The 18547-nt window shown below is 63.6% G+C and carries 13 protein-coding genes; 7 read left to right on the top strand and 6 right to left on the bottom strand.

The annotated features are described in order from the left end of the window. Window positions 1-55 precede the first annotated feature (55 nt). The 4 genes from OKW87_RS04305 to OKW87_RS04290 all read left to right on the top strand — a co-directional run bounded on the left by OKW87_RS04305 (window position 56) and on the right by OKW87_RS04290 (window position 6303). Window positions 56-3118: a glycosyl hydrolase family 28-related protein gene (locus OKW87_RS04305; RefSeq protein ID WP_265542585.1), complete on the top strand. Its 3063-nt coding sequence runs from the start codon at window positions 56-58 to the stop codon at window positions 3116-3118. A gap of 99 nt (window positions 3119-3217) precedes the next feature. Beyond that, window positions 3218-4309, top strand: a complete 1092-nt coding sequence (locus OKW87_RS04300) for a LacI family DNA-binding transcriptional regulator (RefSeq protein WP_322740333.1) — start codon at window positions 3218-3220, stop codon at window positions 4307-4309. A 261-nt stretch (window positions 4310-4570) separates the two neighbouring features. Continuing rightward, window positions 4571-5002 carry a DUF2231 domain-containing protein gene (locus tag OKW87_RS04295; protein WP_322740332.1) on the top strand — a complete coding sequence of 144 codons (432 nt, stop codon included), beginning with the start codon at window positions 4571-4573 and terminating at the stop codon, window positions 5000-5002. After that, on the top strand, window positions 4999-6303 hold the full coding sequence (locus OKW87_RS04290; protein WP_265542579.1) for a PQQ-dependent sugar dehydrogenase: 1305 nt from the start codon (window positions 4999-5001) through the stop codon (window positions 6301-6303). The genes OKW87_RS04295 and OKW87_RS04290 overlap by 4 nt, the downstream gene beginning before the upstream one ends. Before the next feature lie 18 nt (window positions 6304-6321). Here the strand turns inward: OKW87_RS04290 and OKW87_RS04285 are convergent, their stop codons facing one another. Genes OKW87_RS04285 through coxB form a run of 3 tightly spaced genes read right to left on the bottom strand, consistent with a single transcriptional unit; the run spans window position 6322 to window position 9874 of the window. Further along, a complete protein-coding gene (locus OKW87_RS04285) occupies window positions 6322-6639 on the bottom strand; it encodes a hypothetical protein (RefSeq protein WP_265542577.1) in 318 nt (105 codons plus the stop codon). Beyond that, the gene (gene ctaD / locus OKW87_RS04280; RefSeq protein WP_265542575.1) at window positions 6636-9089 is read right to left on the bottom strand and encodes a cytochrome c oxidase subunit I; all 2454 of its coding nucleotides are present in this window, start codon (window positions 9087-9089) and stop codon (window positions 6636-6638) included. Before ctaD ends, OKW87_RS04285 begins: the two co-directional genes overlap by 4 nt. After that, entirely contained in the window at window positions 9086-9874 is a 789-nt protein-coding gene (gene coxB, locus OKW87_RS04275; RefSeq protein WP_265542573.1) for a cytochrome c oxidase subunit II, read from the bottom strand. Before coxB ends, ctaD begins: the two co-directional genes overlap by 4 nt. Here coxB and OKW87_RS04270 point away from each other — a divergent pair. Continuing rightward, window positions 9776-10288, top strand: a complete 513-nt coding sequence (locus OKW87_RS04270; RefSeq protein WP_265542570.1) for a DUF2231 domain-containing protein — start codon at window positions 9776-9778, stop codon at window positions 10286-10288. The genes coxB and OKW87_RS04270 overlap by 99 nt on opposite strands. Here the strand turns inward: OKW87_RS04270 and OKW87_RS04265 are convergent. The 3 genes from OKW87_RS04265 to OKW87_RS04255 all read right to left on the bottom strand — a co-directional run bounded on the left by OKW87_RS04265 (window position 10255) and on the right by OKW87_RS04255 (window position 13597). Next, complete coding sequence (locus OKW87_RS04265; RefSeq protein ID WP_265542569.1) at window positions 10255-10755, bottom strand: CopD family protein; 501 nt, start codon at window positions 10753-10755, stop codon at window positions 10255-10257. The two genes, OKW87_RS04270 and OKW87_RS04265, sit on opposite strands and share 34 nt — an antisense overlap. Then, a complete protein-coding gene (locus OKW87_RS04260) occupies window positions 10752-11450 on the bottom strand; it encodes a cytochrome c oxidase assembly protein (RefSeq protein WP_265542567.1) in 699 nt (232 codons plus the stop codon). Before OKW87_RS04260 ends, OKW87_RS04265 begins: the two co-directional genes overlap by 4 nt. Before the next feature lie 362 nt (window positions 11451-11812). Continuing rightward, window positions 11813-13597 (bottom strand): glycoside hydrolase family 2 protein, encoded by a 1785-nt coding sequence (locus OKW87_RS04255; RefSeq protein ID WP_265542566.1) that lies wholly within the window; start codon window positions 13595-13597, stop codon window positions 11813-11815. Window positions 13598-14101: 504 nt separating this feature from the next. On the opposite strand from OKW87_RS04255, the gene OKW87_RS04250 reads away from it, so the two are divergent. Together OKW87_RS04250 and OKW87_RS04245 are read left to right on the top strand one after the other, a co-directional pair. Continuing rightward, window positions 14102-16945, top strand: coding sequence for a TonB-dependent receptor (locus OKW87_RS04250; protein WP_265542564.1), 2844 nt, complete (start codon window positions 14102-14104; stop codon window positions 16943-16945). A gap of 11 nt (window positions 16946-16956) precedes the next feature. Further along, entirely contained in the window at window positions 16957-18534 is a 1578-nt protein-coding gene (locus tag OKW87_RS04245) for a sulfatase (protein ID WP_265542563.1), read from the top strand. The last annotated feature ends 13 nt before the right edge of the window (window positions 18535-18547 follow it).

Genomic DNA, 18547 nt, shown 5'->3' with positions numbered 1-18547 from the left:
AGACTCGTCCCGGCCGAAAGGCCGGGACCCTTTTTCGTTCTGGAGCAATTGCGTCATGTCCCAGCGACTGATCGGAGCGTGCGTGGCATTGCTGGCGCTCTTCGCGTTCCAGCCGGCCGCGGCGCAGTCGGTATATATCAGCCAGCCTGATGAGCCCGGCGCGATCAGGGTGTCCGGCGTCGGCGATGGCAAAGCGGACGACAGCGTTGCGCTCCAGCAGGCGATCGACAAGGCGGCGGACAAGGGTGGCGGCGGCATCGTCTTCCTGCCCGCAGGCAATTGGCGGATCACCCGCACGCTCTATCTATGGCCGGGGGTGCGCATCTTCGGCGTGGGCGCAAGGCGGCCCGTCATCCTACTCGGCGCAAATACGCCCGGCTTCCAGCGCGGCGTCGCGCATATGCTGATCTTCGCCGGCGCGCGGCCCGGCAGCGGGCCTCCATCGCGCTCCGGAAGCGCGCCGGCGCCCCGCGGTCCGGTCGCCTTCCCGCCGCCGGGCAGCGTGCCGTTTAACAAGGAGGTGCCCGATGCCAATCCGGGCACCTTCTATTCCGCGCTCGGCAATATCGACTTCCGCATCCTCGACGGCAATGCGGCGGCGACCGCGATCCGCTTCCATGCCGCCCAGCACAGCTTCGTCAGCCATGCCCGGTTCGACATCGGCTCGGGTCTGGCCGGCCTCTACCACGTCGCCAACGAAGCCGAGGACCTGCATTTCAGCGGCGGTCGATACGGCATCCTCGCCGAGAAGACTTCGCCCGCCTGGCCCTTCGCCCTGGTCGATTCGACCTTTGAAGGGCAGCGCGACGCGGCGATCCGCGAGCATGAGGCGGGGCTGACGCTGGTCAACGTCGCCTTCCGCAACGTGCCCGTCGGGATCGAGATCGATCGCGGTTATGGCGATTGGCTGTGGGGCCAGGATGTGCGCTTCGAGAATGTCTCGAAGGCGGCCGTCGTCATCTCCAACGAGAACAATGTCTACACCCAGGTGGGCTTCCAGAACGTGGTCGCCGCCAACACGCCGGTCTTCGCGCGCTTCCGCGACAGCGGAAAGATCGTGAAGGGCCTCGCGCCTGCCTATAGGGTCGCGTCGTTCAGCCATGGACTGACCTTGCCCGCCATGGGGCGGATGGGCACATTCAAGACCCATATGCAGGCCGAAGCAATCGCGGCGCTGCCCGCGCGCTCGGCGCCGGCGATCCGGCCGCTGCCGCCGGTGTCCGATTGGGTGAGCGTCCGGCGGATGGGCGCCAAGGGCGACGACAAAAGCGACGATACTGCAGCGATCCAGAAGGCGATCGATACGCATCGCGTCGTCTATCTGCCCACCGGCTTCTACCGCGTCAGCGACACGCTGCGGCTGCGCCCCGACACGGTGCTGCTCGGGCTGCACCCCAGCCTGACCCAGATCGTGCTGCCCGACGGTGCCCCCGGCTATCAAGGCGTCGGCGCGCCCAAGGCCCTGGTCGAAAGCGCCCGCGGCGGCGATGCGATCGTGGCGGGGCTCGGCCTCGACACCAACGGCGCCAACCCCCGCGCCACTGCCTTGCTATGGATGGCCGGCGCGAACTCGATGGTCAACGACGTGAAGTTCCAAGGCGGCCACGGCACCAATCGCTCCGACGGCAGCCGGGTCCTTCCCTACAACAACAACGCGACTGCCGATCCCGACGCGGCACGGCGCTGGGACGGCCAATATGCCAGCCTGTGGGTGACTGCGGGCGGCGGGGGCACCTTCGCCAACATCTGGAGCCCGAGCACCTTCGCCCATCCCGGCATTCTCATTTCGGACACCGAGACGCCCGGGCGGATCATCCAGGCATCGGTCGAGCATCATGTCCGCACCGAGATCGGGCTCAACCGAGTCGCCAATTGGGAATTGCTCGCGGCACAGACCGAGGGGGAAGCCGGCGAAAGCGGCGACGCCGTCGCGCTGGAGATCCGAAACTCGCGCAATATCCTCGTCGCCAATTTCCACGGCTACCGCGTCACGCGAACGCGCAAGCCTGCGCCCGCCGCGGTCACGCTCTACAATTCGCACGATATCCGCTTCCGCAACATGCACGTAAATGGCGAAAGTGGCCTCGGTACCTGCGACGAGAATGGCTGCGCGACCTTCCTGCGGCTGACAAAGTTTCCCTTCGACAATGCGATACGCCATGTGACGCACGGGATCGACGTGCGCGAACGCCAGTTCGCCGTGCTCGACGTGCCTGCGCGGCCCGAGCCGATAAAGCCTTCGACCCTCGACGGGGTAAAGCTCGAAAAGCTTGGCGAGGGCTTCCACTCGCTGGGCGGAGCGGCGGCGGACGGGCAGGGGAGGCTCTATTTTGTCGATCGCTTCTTTCGGCGCATCTGGCGCTGGTCGGACGTCGGCGGCCTCGAGATCGTGCGCGATGCTGCGCTCGATCCGGTCAACCTGACGGTGGACCGATCGGGCAACCTGCTGGTGCTCTCCTCGCTTGGGCGAAACGGCACGGTCTATAGCCTGAAGCCGGATGCGCCCGACCACCAACTGACAGTGATCCCGGCAACGCCCGTGATCGCTCGGCCCGAGGCGGCGATAGTGCTGCCGGTCAACTGGTGGAACAATGGCGAATTCCGTGACCAGCTCGATCCCGAAACCTATCGGTTCACAACGCTGGCCGAGATGTTCGCGCGCGACGTCGCCGTGCCGAAGACGCAGGAATATGTCTCGCCGGACGGCAGCGTTCGACTCCCCGCGTCGCGCGTGTTTCAACAGGGGCCGCCGGATCACCGCGGCCTGCGCTTCTCGGATTCGCTGGACAGCTATGGCTTCATCCAGGCCAGGCCTGGCGAGCGCGTTTTCCTGACCAATGGATCGGAAAACCGAACCTATTCCGCCCTTGTCGGTGCAGGTGGCGAGCTTACGAAACTCGAGCTTTTTGCCGATCGCGGGGGTGAAAGCGTGACGACCGACCGCAAGGGCCGGGTGTTCGTCGCGAACGGGCAGATATTCGTCTATGGTCGGGATGGCCGCGAAGTCGGCAGGATCGATGTGCCTGATCGTCCGCTCCAGCTCGTCATCGGCGGCAAGGAACGCGAGACCCTGTACATTCTGACGCACCAGGCTCTGTATGGACTTGCGCTGCGCTGAGCTCCCGTTTCAAGGCTCTGACTTGATATCGTCTGCTTGCCCGGCAAATCCGGTGTTGCCATCTGTGCGGGGTGAAACGGACCAGGTGAAGAGCGCCGCATGGATCGAAGTAGAGCTAAGGATATGAGCCGGCGCCCGCGCAGCGCCACGATAAAGGACGTCGCAGCGAGGGTCGGCGTGTCTTCGATGACCGTGTCGCGCGTGATAAATGGTCAATATGGTGTGGGAGCGGAAACCCGCGCCGCCGTCCAGGCCGCTATAAGCGCGCTCGACTACACGCCCAATGTCGCCGCGCGCAGCCTTGTGACCGCAGCGGAGCCCAAGATCGGCGTGATCTATTCCAATGCCAGCGCGGCGTTCATGAGCGACTTCCTGATCGGCGTATTCGAGGAGGCGTCGGCCAGGGGGGTTCGCCTCGTCCTGCTGCGAGGCGAGGGCGGGAAGCCGCCGCCGGAGGCACGGTTAAGAGAATTTGCCGCATCCGGGGTCGCGGGATTCATCGTGACACCGCCGCTGGGCGAGTCACCCGCCATGATCGAGTTACTCGGCGAAACGGGGCTGCCGATCGCCGCGGTCGGCGCGCACGCCGTGGAGAACGCCATCTGCGTCCGCATCGACGATCGCCGCGCCGCCTATGAGATGACACGGCACCTGATAGAGCTGGGGCATAGACGCCTGGGATTCGTTACCGGCAACCAGGACCAGGTTGCCAGCGCAGAGAGACTCGCGGGCTTTCAGGCAGCGGTGCAAGAAGTGGTGGAGGTCCGCACCGCGGTCGCGCAGGGGGACTTCAGCTTTGCCTCTGGGCTGACTGCAGCCGAACAATTGCTAGATGCCGACCCGATGCCGTCGGCGATTTTCGCCAGCAACGACGACATGGCGGCCGCCGTCGTCTCGGTCGCGCACCGGCGACAGATCGAGGTGCCGCAAGCCCTGACCGTCGTGGGCTTCGACGATACCCCGGCGGCGGTGATGCTTTGGCCGCCGCTGACGACGGTCCATCAACCTGTTCGCAAATTGGCGTCGGAGGCGCTCCGCTTTCTAATCGCAGAAATCGCATCCACTCAGCACCCACTCGAATCGCGGCCCGATCGCGTGCTCGCGCACATGATCGTCAAGCGGCAATCCACCGCCGCTGTTCCGCCGAATGACCGGGCGGACCCGGCAGGAGGGTCTCAAGCAGGTCAATAGCTTATCGGCGCTCTGCGTATCTAAACTGTCGGCCTGGCAACGGTTTGCCGTAACAGTGGGGTGGTCCGCCCACAGCTTTCCACGAAATCCGGATCGACGTGCAGGTTGCTTCGCGGGAATCCGCTCGAACTGGCGGCGATCGCCTTGACCGGAGCCGTGCCTTGCGTCGGTTCCGACCCGCGGGGGTGCAACCATCCCTGCTCTTGCTCATTATCCCATTATCGAGGTCGGTCCTTTCCGGGCGGGCGAACGGAGAGCCCGATGTCATCTGCGCCGGCGGTTGGTCCGCACTTGCACCCTATTCATGCCATCTTGCTGGCATTTCCGATTGCACTGTTCCCTTCGGCATTTGCGTCGGACATCACATATTTGAACAGCAGCGAGATCCAATGGTCCAACCTTTCGCAGTGGGCGATCACGGGTGCACTGATCTTTGGCGCGCCGGTCGTGGTCTGGGCGATCCTGATGCGAATCCGCAGTGATCGCTCCTCGACGCGCCGTCCGCTCAGCCTATATCTCGGCTTGGTCACGGCAATGTGGGTGTTGGGGTTGATCAACGCCTTCAAGCATAGCCAGGATGCGTGGAGTTCTGTGGGTACCACGGGCGTGCTGCTCTCGGCGCTGTGCAGCGCCCTTGCACTTGCGGCGGGGTGGGTCGCCCATGCCCGGCTCGCAGCGGGGGCAAGGGTATGACCGCGTTGCGCCAGTCCGGCATCGCCGCTCTATCACTTTCGTTGGCCGCCTGCGGGGGTGCCACCGAGGTACGCGACACCGGCCCCAATCCTGAATTGCCCGCTGTCCAGCAACAGTTGGTTCCCACGATCAAGGTCGCATCGCCACGGGGCTGGGAGGGTGCGTTGCCGACCGTTCCCGAAGGGTTCACGATCGTCCCGCTCGCGACCGATCTGCGTATCCCGCGTCAGATGCTGGTGCTTCCCAATGGCGACCTGCTCATCGCGGAGGGGCGCGGCGGCCACGCCCCGAAGCTCCGCCCGAAGGATGTAATCGCTGGCTATATCAAGGCGCTCGGCAATACGACCGTTGAGAGCGGCAACCGGCTGACGCTGGTGCGCGACGCCGATGGCGATGGTCGCGCGGAGGTGCGCACCGTGTTCATAGACGGTCTGGACGCGCCGTACGGTCTCGCCTTCGTCGACGGGCAGATCTATGTCGCCAATCAGGATGCGCTGCTGCGTTTCCCCTACCGCAATGGCCAAACGGCGGTGCCGCGTTCGGCGGGGGTCGAGGTGACCAAGCTGCCGTCGCAGGTCAATCACCACTGGACTAAGTCGCTCACTGCTAGTCTGGACGGCACCAAACTCTATGTCGGCATCGGCTCGAACAGCAATGTCGGCGAGCGCGGACTCGAAATCGAGGAACAGCGCGCGGTTATCTGGGAGATCGACCGGGCGACCGGCGCGCGACGCACCTATGCCAGCGGCATCCGTAATCCCACTGCGCTGGCGATCAATCCCTGGACTAACGGTGTCTGGGCGGTAGCCAACGAGCGCGACGAAATCGGCCCGCACCTTGTCCCCGATTACCTGACTTCGGTCCAGCCTGGCGCCTTTTATGGCTGGCCCTGGGCATATTGGGGCAAGAATGTCGATCCGCGCGTCCGGCCGGCCCGACCCGATATGGTCGCCCGTTCGATCGCGCCCGATTATGCGCTGGGCGCGCATGTAGCGGCGCTCGGGCTCACCTTCGTCCGAAACGGGCAATTCAAAGCCGGCTATGGCGATGGCGCGTTCGTCGGCCAGCATGGCAGCTGGAACCGCCCCGACCCATCGGGATACAAGGTCAGCTTCGTGCCGTTTGCAAGCGGTCGGCCTGCCGGCCCCCAGCGAGACTTTGTCACCGGCTTTCTGGTTGATGGCAAGGCACGCGGCAGGCCTGTCGGCGTCACATTCGACCCTCAGAAGAAGGCGCTCTACATCGCCGATGACTTGTCGAACACGGTCTGGCGGGTGTCTCCGACGGCTGTCCCACGATAGCAGCGGGGTCAACGGGCCCTAAACGCAGGTCGTCGTGGCCAATACCGGCATGCCGGTATAGACCGTGCTTACCAGTCCGATGACCGCGTTTATCAACGCGAGCGACGCCAGCAGGTCGGTTCGATTGGTGTGCGGACGGAAATACCAGCAGAGCCATCCGAGGGCGCCGACCCACGCCATGTAGACCAGGATCAGGAGCAGCCGCGCGGCGCTGATCCCGAGGAGCGGTTCATCGCCCCAGCCGCGTGCGCAGGAAAATCCCTGTACGGCGTAAAGCATCGAGAAGGCAGCCGCCCATCCGATCAGGCCGGCCACTGCCCGCAGCAGCGCGATCATGCCGACAAGCCCGGCAAATGCGTGCAGATCAAGGCGATTGCGCCGACCGCTATCGCATAGTCGGCCCACAGCCGCGCGATATGCGGTTCGGCCCCCCGGGTCGCTGCGACATAGCCCGCGCGCCGTCTATACGCGGCGAATAGGCCGATCAGCAAAGCAAGCGTGAGGTGCAATGTGGCATAGCCGAGCAGCACGGCCACCACTGCGCCATAGGCGTGCACTCGAGGGGACGGTGCTAGAAACCAAGCCGTCGCGATTAGTGCGGCGAGCAGGACCGCCAGGCCGATACCGGCGATGCCGGTGCCGCGCGTCGGGCGCGCGAACAGCGCGGCGATAGCGGCGCCTAGAATCCCCGCGACCACTATCGGGATAGACGGCGTCACCAGTGCCGGCGGCGGCCAGTTCGGCGCGATGGTCCAAAGAAACGCGTGCCCGAACAGCAGCGAGGCGAATAAGGTGCCGTTTGCGCTTAGCAGGAACACGCTCCCCCACCAGCCCAGCGATCGACGCACTTCGGCATGGACCGGGACTTCGATCCCGTGCCCGATGGAAAGCTTTCCATACGCGCGTTTGCCCCCCAGCACCCACCCCCAGCGCCAGCCCAGTACGGCCAGGATGACGAGCGGCAGCGGCGCCCAGAAATAGAGCTTCAGGAGCATCAGAACGAAGAAGCTGCCGGTCACCAGCGCGGTCCAAAGCGGCAGGAACGTGTTGCCGGGAAGCACGACGATATGTTCGATACGCCCGCTCGCCGTTTCCACGGCCAGCGTCTCGCGCCAGCCATTGCGCGGCTCGGCGAGATATCCCTCGCCGCGCGCGAGCGCGAGGGCCAGATCGGGCGTCTTTTCGAGCGGCTCCCGATCGTCGACATGCGGCAGGCTGGCGATATTGTACGACGGCGGAGGCAGCATCATCGTCCATTCTAGGGTGCCCGCCCTCCACGGATTGCGGCGCGTTCGCGGCGCGTGGAAGAACTGCAGCGCGATATCGATGATGAACAAGGCGATGCCGATCGCCATCACGAACCCGCCGATCGACGAGAGCAGATTATACGCCGTCCAGCCGATCTCTTCCGGATAGGTGTAGATCCGGCGCGGCTGGCCGAGCAGCCCGACCAGATGCATCAAGAGGAAGGTGAGGTGGAAACCGATAAAGATCAGCCAGAACGCCGCCTTGCCCAGCGTGTAGCTATATTGCCGGCCGGTGAAATGCCCGAGCCAGTAATAGGCGGCGGCGAGCATCGGGAAGACGAAGCCGCCGAACAACACATAATGGAGATGTGCGGTGACGAAGGCGCTGTCGTGCGCCTGCCAGTCGAACGGGACCATCGCCACCATCACGCCTGTCAAACCGCCCATCACGAAGGTGACGAAGAAGCCGATCAGGTACAGCATCGGCAGCTTCATCTGCGGCCGTCCCGCCCACAACGTTCCGAGCCAGGCGAAGATCTGCACTCCGGTCGGAACTGCGACCAAGGTCGATGCCGCCGAGAAGAAGGCGAGCGCCATGTGCGGGATGCCGACGGTGAACATGTGATGCACCCACAGGCCGAAACTCAGGAAACCGAGTGCCAGGATCGCGGCGACGATCCAGCCGTATCCAAGGATCCGGGTCCGCGCCATCACCGGCAATATCGTCGAAACCGCCCCCGCGGCGGGCAGGAAGATGATGTACACCTCCGGGTGCCCGAACAGCCAGAACAGATGCTGCCAGAGTAGTGGATCCCCGCCGCGCGCGGCGTCGAAGAAGGGCCAGCCGAATGCCCGTTCTAGCTCTAGCAGGATCGAGCCGAGGATTAGCGGGGGAAAGCCGATGAGCATCATCATCGCCGTCACCAGCATGTACCAGGCGAACAAGGGCATCTTGTCGAGCGACATGCCAGGGGCGCGAAGCTTCAGGATCGACACGACGATATCAACCGCGGTGATGATCGCAGAGATCTCGACGAACGTAATGCCGAGCAGCCAGAAATCGGAATTGATCCCCGGCGAATAGGGCTTCGACGACAGCGGCGTATACATGAACCAGCCGCTATCGGGCGCGATGCCGAGCAACATCGCCACGATTAGCATCGACCCGCCGAACAGATAGCACCACCAACCGTACGCCGTGAGGCGCGGGAAGGCGAGGTCGCGCGCGCCCAGCATCTTGGGCAGCATATAGATCGCAAATCCTTCGAACATCGGGATCGCGAACAGGAACATCATGATGCTGCCGTGCATCGTGAAAAGCTGGTTGTAGATTTCGGGCCCGGCAAAGGCGCTGCCTGGCGTCGCTAGCTGCGCCCGGATCAGCATCGCCAGCACGCCACCGATCAGAAAGAAGATGAAGGCCGTCAGCATCAGCCGGATGCCCATCGTGCTGTGATTGACGCTCGAGAAGGTGCCCCGCCAGCCGGGCGGGGTTCCCCAGATCGCCTCGAACGCGCGGTGGAGCTGAAGTGCCTTCACTGTGTTTCGCCTGCCTGGAAGCGCGCCCAGCCGGCGGCGTCATGCGCGACCACACGATAGCCGTGTTGCGAATGGCCGACTCCGCAAAACTCGGCGCACAGCCCATAATAGACGCCCGGCTGGCTCGCCTCGATGCGCAGCACATTGCGGCGACCGGGTATTGCGTCCATCTTCCCGGCGAGCCTCGGCACCCAGAAGGCGTGGATCACATCGAGCGTGGCAAGCTCGACATCTATTGGTCGATTGGCGGGAATGTGCAGCACATTTCGCGTGCGGATTGCACCCGCGGTTCCCGGCTGGGTGAAGCTCCACTCCCATTGGCGCGCCTCGGCAACGACGCGAAGGGTTCGCGGATCCTCGCGCGGTAACAGTCTTTCTCCCACGACGAGGCCGAAGCCGAGCAGGGCGACAAGCACCAGGGCGGGGAATAAGATGCCGCCGCCGATGATCCAGATACGCACCGACGCTCCGTCGCTGTGGCGGCGGCGGAATGCCAGCGCCAGCAGTGCACAGACCAGGAGCAAGATAGCTGCCGCGCCTGCCAGCATCACCCACCATAAGGGCGCGATTGCCCCCGCCGCCGGCCCCGCGGGGGCGAGCGTCGAATAGTCTCCGGAACAGGCCGTTGAAAGAAACGTCGCACCGGGCGTTAGACAGGCTACGGTTCGATTTCGAGGGGTACGGCGATGCCAAATACCGAGCAGCGTGAAAACGAGCTTACCGATCCGATCAGCGCCCGGCCCGCGTTCAATCGCGCCGAATCGAAGATCGCGGTAGCGGGGCATCCGGTGCACGCGATGCTCGTTTCCTTTCCCATCGGCCTGACCGCCTGCGCGCTGGGAGCAGATCTCTTTTATTGGTGGACGGGCGACAGCTTCTGGGCGCGCGCGGCGCTTTGGAGCACCGGCATGGCGTTCCTCATGGGCCTCCTCGCGGGCCTTTCGGGCACGGTCGAACTGCTCAGCGTGCCCGGCATCCGCGCGCGCGCCGCTAGCTGGACGCACTTCATCATCGCGATGGCGCTGCTGTCGATCCTCGGCGCCAACTGGGGCTATCGTCTCACGGGCTACGAGACGGCGGTACTTCCATATGGTTTGTTGCTGTCGATGCTCTCCGCGCTCTTTGTCGGCTTTGCGGGCTGGCACGGCGGCAAACTGGTGTTCGATTACCAAATCGGTACCTCCTCGACCGGCAATTGACGATCGCGGGGGCTGGTCATCCATTCGGGGAACAGCACAACATAATCGGGTTTCGCCAGCACGATGAAAAGGATACCGGCGCTAAGCGCTATCGCCAGGAACAACAGAGGCATGACCGGTGACGGCTGGCGCTTGTTGGCATGTTCGCCCATGCGGACCACCAGCCCCCCAATCCAGGCATGCAGCGTCACCAGCGCGCCCACCAGGACCAGCTTGGCGAACATCCAGGGCACGAACATTTCGCGCAGAAACAGCAGGGCGGTCCCCGCGGCCACTGCGATCACCGCCGCCGGGGTGAGCAGATGGGTATAGCCATAATGGGTGAACCGTCGCACGCGCTGATATTCGCTCTGCCCATGTCCACGCCTGTGTTCCGACAGCAGCAAAGGCAGCGCAATAAGGCCTGCGGCCCAAAGCGCGATGGCCGCGATGTGCACGCCCTTTATGATCGCGATGACGATGGTCATGCGGCTTGCCGCAGCCAGCCGGAACTCCAGGCGCGGCGCGCGAGCAACGCGGCGATTAATCCGTAGGGGATCATCGCCGGAACCCACATGATCAGCCCGGCAAGTTGCTGATCCTGGAGCGGGCCGATCCCGTAGGCCAGGGGCGGGATCATGTGATGCGGGTACAGCGGGGATGGCGCGAAGGTGAGCAGCGCCCCGAGCAGCCCCATTTGCCCGACCGCCGCGGCCAGCGCGACCATCGCCGCGGGAAGCGCCGCACGCGCCGAAAAGATCGATCGCCAGAACCAGATCGCGGTGCCGAGGAGCGAGGCCTGCATCAGCCAATAGAGCGCGTGATGATCGAGCGCTGCTGTGTAGAAAGCCGGGATGTGCCAGAACCACAGCGTAATCGTCGAAACGACGAAAGGCAGGGCGATAGCGATCGCGCGTTCGCGCTGCCCCAGCAGGGCGAAGAGTGGTGCCGCGCAGGCGACGAGCAGGACGTGATGCACCGTGCGCGCAGAGAATAGCGCACTGCTGAGCGCACACAGAGGTGAGACGAACGCCACGACCAGTAGCGCGACGGCAAGCGCGGCGACCGCGCGCTGGTCGCGCCGTATCAGGACCGCAAGCAGCAGTACGACCGCGGCAAGCGCCGCCAGCAGCCAGGGATCCAGATTCCAGCGGGAGAGAAGCTCCGTGGGATCTGGAGCCATGCCGCAGTAGGGACTTTTTGGCGCGACTTTACCCTCCCGCGAGAAGCGCGATACGCCCAGAATTGTGGCCCCGCAATTAAGCGAACGAGGCTGCATCCCCGCGGTTCCGCGCCTGTCCACAAGCAGGCGTCCTGCTCGGCGCTGGCGCGCCCCGGCTTGCGGGCCACATGACCGCAGTCCGCGAGCCGAGCACCGGATCCTTGTAGCTCCTCACTTACAATTGATTGTAGCTACCATGACGACCTGGAAGGGCTGATTTGCCCCGATCTCGGTCATTCGCCCGGTCTGCCCGCGATACGTTATCGACGGATACAAGCCGTCGCTCTTTCGTACCGGTTGGGCAAAGCTCCCTGCAGTTGCTACTACTTCTTCGAAAAAAGCGGCGCGTGCATCCTGTTATAGTCTTCGATCGGGATCTTGCTAACCTCGCGATCATAGGTGAGCAGGCCGTTTATTTCGCCCTCAACGTCGCTGGTCTGGGTGTAGACCGCAGCGCTGAGGCCCAGGTCGCGCGCCTGGCGGATCACTTCGTCATATTTGCGCTTATAGCGTGCGGCATAGTCCGCTTTGTCCTTTGCGGCCTGATAGCCCCAATTACGTTTGTCCGAGAACCATAGATGACCCTCGACCGGTAGGCCGATGCCGCCGAACTCGCCGAGCACGATCGCACGGTGGGGCTGATAGATGGGGGCGTTGGGGACATCTTCGTAGGTGTGGATGTCGAATACGTCCGATCCGGCGTCTCCCGTATCGAGCCAGCCGCTGACCTTGTTGACGACGCGGCTCGGGTCCAGGTCCTTCACCATCTTGCCGAGGCGGGTGGACGCATATTGGCCCCACCCTTCGTTGTTTACCACCCAGCTGACGATCGAAGGATGGTTGCGCAAGTCGCTGATCATGCGCAGCAGCTCATATTCGAATTCGTCGGTCACCGATTGCGGCATCACTGCCTCGGAGGTCGATTTCGGGCGAATGAACTGGTCGAGGCTTTCATCCTCCTCGCCCGACGGCATGTCCTGCCAGATCAGGATGCCCATCCGGTCGGCCTCATAATAATATTGGGCCGGCTCGACCTTGATATGCTTGCGCAACATGTTGAAGCCGGCTTTCTTGAGGAAGTCGATTTCGAAGCGGATCGCCTCTTCGGACGGCGGGGTCAGCAAACCGTCGGGCCACCAGCCCTGATCGAGCGTGCCGTTCTGGAAAACCGGCTTGTTGTTGAGCAGCAAAGGGGGCTGACCCGTCACGGTGCCGGGGCCGATCGAACTCTTGCGCATGGCGAAATAGCTGTCGACGGTATCGCGGGCACGGCCCTGGACCTGGGCGCTGGTGTAGAGCTGCGCTTCCCGTCCGTTGAGCATCATGTCGCCGCGCGTGCGGTGCGGGCTCTTGTCGGGCATGGTGGGCATCGGGTTGCGCACCTTCACGAGCTCGATCTTCAGGTCGTAAAGGAAGGGATCGTCGGGCGACCAGAGCCGCGCATTGGGCACCGACAGCGAAGCGGGTCGATTGCCGCGCACCACCACGCTCGAGATCTTGCGGCCGGCCGAGGAGGCCGTGATGCGCACGGCATCCTCGTCGCTCGCGCTGCGATTGAGCGCCACGTCGACGGCAAGCGTGCCCGCGTCGATGTTCGGGGTGATCTTGGCGTCGATAATGTGCAGATCGGGCACGGGTTCGAGCCAGACGGTCTGCCAGATGCCGCTCACCGGTGTGTACCAGATGCTGTTGGGCTTTAGCGTCTGCTTGCCCCGCGGTTGCGCGCCGTCCGATGTGGGATCGGTGACCTGTACCACCAGCTCATTCTGTCCGGGTTTCAGATATTCGGTGACGTCGAAAGCGAACGTGTCCGATCCACCGCGATGCGAACCTACCATCGCGCCGTTGACCATCACATGCGCTTCGAAATCGACCGCACCGAAGTTCAGCATCACGCGCTGGCCGTTCCAGGCGGCGGGGACCTCGAAGCTGCGGCGGTACCAGAGGCGGTCGTCGGGAGAGACCTTGCGCGCGACGCCGGACAGCTTGGATTCGACGGCGAAGGGCACCAGGATCTGGCCGTCCATCGCTTCGGGCCGCCCCGCGGCTTTCGGGCGGATGGCATAATCCCATTTGCCGTTGAGGTTGATCCATTGATCGCGCTTCAACTGGGGTCGCGGATAGCTCCGCCAGGCATTTTCGGCGGTAACGCGTTTGCCCCAGCGCGTGATCAGGTCACTCGTATAGACCCTGTCGTTTTGCGGGGCGGTAGGGCCGGGTTGCGCAATCGCTCCGGCCGGAATGGCAGCCGATATCAAGAACAACGAATGCAGCAAATACCTGGCCATATATCCTCCCCAGCGTGTCCGACCGATCTCGTTGCGGCTTGTCCTATCTATAAGACAAATTGATTTAATCGCAAGCGGGCTCGGAGACAGACAGTTGGTTATCATACAAGATATGGTTCGCGCGGAGCGTTGCTGTGCTGGCGAATGGCAGGTTTCCAAGGGTTGCTAGCAGGGTCGCCTAGCTCATGGCTCCTAGGCCGGGCCGCGGCAAAGCCTATTTATCATACTACAGTTGACAAGGGCTGTATCGATGTAGAGAGGCGGCGAATGGCGGTTTCGCCAAGACGCCGGCCGCGGCGCATTGTCACGATCTGGAGAGGGAATATGGGGACTTTCGGCACCACGGTTGGGTTTCGGGCTTTGGCGTTGTGTGGAACGGCCAGCCTCGCACTACTTCTCCCAGCGGCGGCATTTGCGCAAGTTTCTGCTTCGGACCCCGCCCAGCTCGATGTGCCGCAGGATCAGGCAGGTCTCGATGGCACAGCGGACGATATTGTCGTCACCGGTATTCGCGGCAGCCTTGCGGCGGCGCTCAACGAAAAGCGCAGTTCCACCAACATTGTCGATGTCATCAACGCCGAAGACGTCGGCAAGCTGCCCGATCAGAACCTTGCCGACGTCCTCGAGAACATTTCCGGCATCCAGGTCGATCGCGCGCAGGGGGTTGGCAGCAACGTCTCGATCCGTGGCTCCTCGCAGAATCTGGTATTGATCAACGGTCGCGCAACGACACCGGCGGGCGACGCGCGTGGCGGCGTGAGTTTTGGCGACGTGCCCGCAGAGCTGATCGCCTCGGTGGTCGTCACCAAGGTGGCGACCGCAGACCAGCTCGAAGGATCGGTGGGCGGCATTGTCGACCTGCGCACCTATCGCGGTCTGGGCCTGAAGGCCCCGATCGCCTCAATCCGCGCCGAGATGGAATATGCCGAATATTCCAACAGCTTCAATCCGCGCATCTCGGCCGTATTCGGCAAGAGTTTCGACACTGGGATTGGCGAGATCGGGGTGGTGCTCTCAGGCGGCTATAGCAACCAGACCGTCCGCGAAGATGCGCTTAACGTTCGCTATGCCGCGCGCACCAATGTCGATCTTACCGGCGATGGAACCCCGGACCCCTATCTGCGCCCCAATTATGCGCAGCAGTTCATGACCGTGCGCGAGCGCGAGAATAAATCGCTGACCGGATCGGCCGAATGGCAGCCGACGCCGAACCTGAAGCTGTTCGTCGACGGTACCTATATCGACCAGTCGGTGACGGGCAGCGAATATGGCGTCTTCTTCCACCAGCCGAACGACATTTCCGAGCTTCCCTATCTCGCGCAGGCCGACATCCAGCAACGCACGTCGAGTGGCTTCACCTATCGCCAGATGATGAGCGGACTGATCGCCGACACGCGATTGCGCCCGCGGAATAACAGCCCGGCGCGCTTCACGGAGACCTATCTGGCCGCCGGTGGTGGCGAATGGTCGATGGGCGACCTGGTCGCGAAGTTCGAAGTGAGCCGCGCGGGCTCGACCAGCCGCGAAGCCGGACTCGAGATCGTCGCGCAATATAGCGATCCCGCCAGCCCCAATTTCGGCAACGAGCGCGGCAAAATCAGTCCGCCGGTCTTCTTCGACCTGACCGACGACGAGCTCTTCTTCGCGCCCGACCGTTCGAGCCCGCTTTCCGCCAACATCGCCAATCCGGCTTATTATCAGGCGTTCATCGCGCGCGATAACGAGACCAAGTTTCGCAACACCGAGAACGCGCAGCGGCTCGATCTCGAATGGAAGGCGGGGCTGGGCCCGATCCAGTCGATCCAGGCCGGCATTCGACTGAACCAGACCGACTCCGTGCGCGATCGTTACACCCAGGCGTCGGCGACGTTCCCAGGCTTCACCGCGGCGGCGCGGCCCAATCTATTCTCGCTCGCGCCCGATGACGTGTTCGCGGATACGGGGCGTCAATATTTCGGCGGCTTCGTCGCACCCGCGTCGGTGACGCTCAACCCGGCTGAGACGCGTGCGGCGTTCAGGCTGTTGCCCGAAGCGCCGCTCGACGCGGCGGCAGCCTTCCGCGTCGAGGAGCGCTCGCTCGCCGCTTATGCCCGGGTCAATATCGAGACCGAGATCGGCGGCATGGGGCTGCGCGGCAATGCCGGCGTTCGCTATGTGCAGACCGACCAGACGACGATCGGCAACGCGATCAGCAGCGGCGTGGTGAGCGCCGTGACGCAGGAGGGCCGCTATCGCTTCTGGCTGCCCAGCGCGATGCTGACGCTGGAGCCGATGCGCGATGTCGCGCTTCGCGCCTCCTATGGCCGCTCGATGCGCAGGCCCGATTTTGCCCAGCTCTCGCCCTCGGTGAACTTTCCCTTGGTCGGCGACGTCTATGTCGGCACCGGCAATCCCGATCTGCGTCCCCAGACCGTCGATCAGTTCGATGCGGCGGTGGAATGGTATTTCGATCGAAACAGCCTCTTCTCGGTCGGCGGCTTCTACAAGAAGTATCAGGATCTGGTGACGACGGTCTCGATCGCACCGACGCTGATCAATCCGGCGGGCAGCCGCTTCGATCCGAACAATTGCGCGACGGGCATCTTCAATCCCGTGGCGGTCGATCTGACCGGCAATCGAGGCGTCTGCGTCGGCACGAACCAGCCGCAGAATGCCGGCAGCGCAACGCTCAAAGGCGTTGAGGTCGCCTTCCAGCACAGCTTCACCTATCTGCCCGGCTTCCTCGACGGGTTCGGCATCATCGCCAATTATACCTTCCAGGAAGGAGACCGGGACGCGACCTTCACGGTGCCGGGGATCGTGTCCGGCGGCGGCGCTCCGGTGCAGTTCGAGCTGCCGCTGCGCGACCTTTCCAGAAACAATTACAACATCACGTTGTTCTATGAAAAATACGGGATCAGCGCGCGCGTCCGCTACACTAGCCGAGATCCGTTCCTGCGCACAGAAGCGACCGATCTCAGCAACAATCTGCCCTGGTATCAGGACGATCGTGCCCAGGTGAATGCCAGCATCTCCTATGACGTGAACCCGAAATTTGCGGTCACGCTCTCGGGGATCAACCTGACCAATGCGCCCAGCATCGAACGGGCGATCTTTGCCGACGGGCCGATCGGCCAGTATCGCGCGGCGGATCGTCGCTTCGTACTCGGGTTCCGTGGCCTGTTCTGAGGAGTGAGACCATGAACATGCAGCGCAAAAGCAGGGCGGTCGGCGCGGTCTGCGCGCTGACCTCGCTGTTGCTGTCCTCCGCCTGCACGACGGCGGGGGGCATAGCGCCGCGGGCTCTTGCGCCGCCTGCCCGGACGCAGGCGTCGCGGCCGAACATATTGCTGATCCTGGTCGATGATCTGAAGCCCGCGATCCATGCCTATGGCGATTCGATCGCGGTGACCCCCAACATCGATCGGCTGGCAGCGCGCGGCACGCAGTTCAACCTGGCTTATGCCAATCAGGCAGTGTGCGCACCAAGCCGGATGAACCTGATGACGGGGGCGCGATCCACCTCCACCGGCATCTATGATTTCGGCCAGAACCTGCGCGAGTATTTGCCGAATGCCGTGACCCTACCGCAATATTTCATGGCGAACGGATATCGTGCCGAGAGCCTGGGCAAGACGTTTCACATCGGTCACAATACCGTGGGGGATCCGCAAAGCTGGTCGGCGCCGCCCTATAAGGATCATGTGATCGAATATGTCTCGCCCGAGGGCAAGGCAGCGGGAAAAACGCGCGAGGCGGCGCTGTTCAACGAGTTCGAAATACCCAGCGGCGACGTTTGGGAATATGCCCGCACGCTCAAGCGCGGCGTCGCATGGGAATCGCCCCACGTGCCCGACGAAGCCTATGCCGATGGCCGCGTCGCTGCAAAGGCGGTGGCGCGGATGGACGAGCTGAAGGCAAGCGGCCAGCCCTTCTTCCTCGCGGTCGGCTTCGCGCGGCCGCATCTGCCTTTCTCGGTGCCCAAAAAATACTGGGACAAATATGACCGCGCCAAGCTGCCGATGCCGAGCTTCGAGCGAATGCCCGAGGGAGCGCCGTCCTTCGCCGGCAAGGTAGGCGGCGAGATCAACGCCTACGCCCCAATCGACGACAAGGTGCGCGAGGCGGACTATCCCGAGGCGCTGAAGCGCACGCTGATCCACGGCTATTATGCCGGGGTAAGCTATGTCGACGCGCAGATCGGCAAGCTGCTCGACGAGCTCGACCGTTCGGGGCTTGCGAAGAATACGATCGTCGTCCTGTGGGGCGATCATGGCTATCATCTTGGCGACCACGCAATGTGGACCAAGCACACCAATTACGAACAGGCTACGCACCTGCCGCTGTTGTTTGCCGGACCGGGCGTCAGCGTCGGCAAGACGACGGCACAGCCGGCCGAGACGGTAGATATCTATCCGACCCTTGCCAGGCTGGCGGGACTGTCGAAGCCGACTGGACCGCAGCCCATTGACGGTATCGATCTAACGCCCGTGCTGCAGGATCCGGCCAAGCGCGTGCGCGGATATGCCTATCACGCTTATGGCCGGCCAGGCGGCCGCATCGGCCAGGCGATCCGCACCGAGCGATACCGTCTGGTCCGCTGGACCCGGGAGCAGACCGGCGAACGCGCCTATGAGTTGTACGACATGGTCGAGGATCCGCTCGAGACCCGCAATATCGCCAGCGAAGCACCGCAAATGAAGGCGCAGCTCGACGCATTTCTCGATGCGCAGCCCAAGCCTGTATCGGTAAAGGCATCGCAAGCGTCTCGCCGCTGACGCCAAGGCTTAT

Source organism: Sphingomonas sp. M1-B02 (assembly GCF_026167525.1).
Lineage (GTDB): Bacteria > Pseudomonadota > Alphaproteobacteria > Sphingomonadales > Sphingomonadaceae > Sphingomonas.
This window is presented reverse-complemented; position numbering and strand designations above follow the sequence as displayed.

Excerpts from the sequence above, each read along its gene's own strand:
- OKW87_RS04305 (WP_265542585.1), top strand. The coding sequence starts at position 56 with ATGTCCCAGCGACTGATCGGAGCGTGCGTGGCATTGCTGGCGCTCTTC.
- OKW87_RS04300 (WP_322740333.1), top strand. The coding sequence starts at position 3,218 with ATGGATCGAAGTAGAGCTAAGGATATGAGCCGGCGCCCGCGCAGCGCC.
- OKW87_RS04295 (WP_322740332.1), top strand. The coding sequence starts at position 4,571 with ATGTCATCTGCGCCGGCGGTTGGTCCGCACTTGCACCCTATTCATGCC.
- OKW87_RS04290 (WP_265542579.1), top strand. The coding sequence starts at position 4,999 with ATGACCGCGTTGCGCCAGTCCGGCATCGCCGCTCTATCACTTTCGTTG.
- OKW87_RS04285 (WP_265542577.1), bottom strand. The coding sequence starts at position 6,639 with ATGATCGCGCTGCTGCGGGCAGTGGCCGGCCTGATCGGATGGGCGGCT.
- OKW87_RS04270 (WP_265542570.1), top strand. The coding sequence starts at position 9,776 with ATGCCAAATACCGAGCAGCGTGAAAACGAGCTTACCGATCCGATCAGC.
- coxB (WP_265542573.1), bottom strand. The coding sequence starts at position 9,874 with ATGCCCCGCTACCGCGATCTTCGATTCGGCGCGATTGAACGCGGGCCG.
- OKW87_RS04265 (WP_265542569.1), bottom strand. The coding sequence starts at position 10,755 with ATGACCATCGTCATCGCGATCATAAAGGGCGTGCACATCGCGGCCATC.
- OKW87_RS04260 (WP_265542567.1), bottom strand. The coding sequence starts at position 11,450 with ATGGCTCCAGATCCCACGGAGCTTCTCTCCCGCTGGAATCTGGATCCC.
- OKW87_RS04250 (WP_265542564.1), top strand. The coding sequence starts at position 14,102 with ATGGGGACTTTCGGCACCACGGTTGGGTTTCGGGCTTTGGCGTTGTGT.
- OKW87_RS04245 (WP_265542563.1), top strand. The coding sequence starts at position 16,957 with ATGAACATGCAGCGCAAAAGCAGGGCGGTCGGCGCGGTCTGCGCGCTG.